This is a genomic window from Rhizobium sp. P38BS-XIX, from assembly GCF_012641435.1.
Classification (GTDB): Bacteria; Pseudomonadota; Alphaproteobacteria; order Rhizobiales; family Rhizobiaceae; genus Rhizobium.
Genome location: NZ_JABAIJ010000026.1, coordinates 1 through 1670, shown reverse-complemented (window position 1 = coordinate 1670; position 1670 = coordinate 1). Strand labels below are relative to the sequence as shown.

Here is a 1670-nt window from a genome sequence, read left to right as displayed (position 1 = left end):
GAGCTTCGGCGAGATCGTCGTGGCCTCGTCGAGGTTCCACTGTCCCTCGATCGAGGTGTCGGCCATCCAGCGCGTCGTCTTGAAGCCGCCGTCCCAGAACTGGGTGTTGATGGTGTTGTTCGAGCCGCCATAGCGCAGGCTGCCGTTCCAGAACACGCCCTTGCCCAGTTCCAGCGAGGCATAGGGACCGGCCAGCCAGCCATTGCCCGTCAGCTCGGCATCCTGATCGGTCGGATCGGTCATGCGGTCGTAATGGAAGGACACGCCGACCAGGGCCTTTTCCGAGATCAGATAGTCGACGCCCATGTTGACCATGCCGAAGCTGCCCCACTTGCTGGTGCTGTCCTTCTTGCTCTTGTCGTCATGGGTGAGGAAGGCGCCGCTGATCCAGACGTTGAGCGGCGAGGCCGCATCCCCGTCGCCGTGGGCGGCGCGCATCTGCGCCAGGCTGGTGGAGAAGCCGAGCGTCATGCCCTGTTCGGAGGGTGACATGCGTGCGGTGATCGGGTCGCTCGCCTTCTCCATCTGGCGGCGCTGCAAGAGACCCGGCACCTCGATCGTGTTGGCGATCATGTTCTGCCTGGACTGGACGAAGCCATGGACGAGATTGTCGATATCCTCGGCAACCTTGGCGGCGTCGTAGCGGACATTGTAGGTGATGGTGCCGACATTGGAGGTTCCAAGCGCGCTGACGAGCCGGAAGCCGACGCGGACCTGGCCGGAATAGGCCGGGTTGGGCGTATAATGCAGATACCATCCGACCGGAGCCGTCGCCGGACCTGCCTGGGCCAGCTGACCCTGGATGATCGTCGCCGTCCCGGCGTTCGGCGGTTCGACGAAGGCGAGAGTTGCCGACGTGAACGGGCCACCGGTCGCACCGCGGTTCAGATAGACATCCGGCGGTGTCGAGCCTTCGGGAACGTCGATGGTCTGGTTGGCGACGGTCACGGCCTGAGCGCCGACCTTCAGCGTATAGGAGGCGGTACCCGTCGATCCATTACTGTCTCGTGCCTGGATCGAGAAGCTGTAGTCGCCTTGTGTGCCGGCGGCGAGCGGTCCGTTGAGCTGGCCGGTGGAGATGTTGAGCACCAGCCCGTTCGGCAGCGTGCCGGAGGAAAGGCTGTAGATCGTCGTGCCGACGCCGCCGGTCGCGGTGATCTGCTGGCTGTAGGCCTCGCCCGCCATCGCCTGCGGCAGCGCGCCGCCCGACGGCTGGAAGGTGAAGGTGGCGGCCGGCGGTGCAATGGCGATCGTATAGGCGGCCGAGCCCGTGGCATTGTTGGCGTCGGTGACGCTGACGGAGAAGCTGTAATTGCCGGCCGTCGTCGGCGTGCCGGTGATGGCGCCTGTGGCATGGTTGAGCGACAGGCCCGCAGGCAGCGTGCCGCTGACGCTGTAGCCATAGGGGCTGGTGCCGCCCGAGGCCGTCACCGTCTGGCTGTAGGCGGTGTTGACGATGCCGGCCGGAAGCGCGCCGCCGGACGGCGAGAAGGTCAGCGTCGGCGCCGAGATCGTCACGCTGACGGTCGCAGGCGCAGACGTGCCGGTCGTATTGCTGGCAGTATAGGTGAAGCTGTCGACACCGCTATAGCCGGATGTCGGCGTATAGGTGATCGCGGTGCCCGAGGCCGTCGCCGTGCCATGGGCGGGTCCCGTCGCCACGGCAACCG

General features: G+C 66.0%; 1 protein-coding gene. It reads right to left on the bottom strand.

The genetic code is table 11. The features are described from left to right. Positions 1 to 1670 (bottom strand): putative Ig domain-containing protein (locus HGP17_RS33340; RefSeq protein ID WP_168816335.1); only part of this gene is annotated, 1670 nt, incomplete at both ends.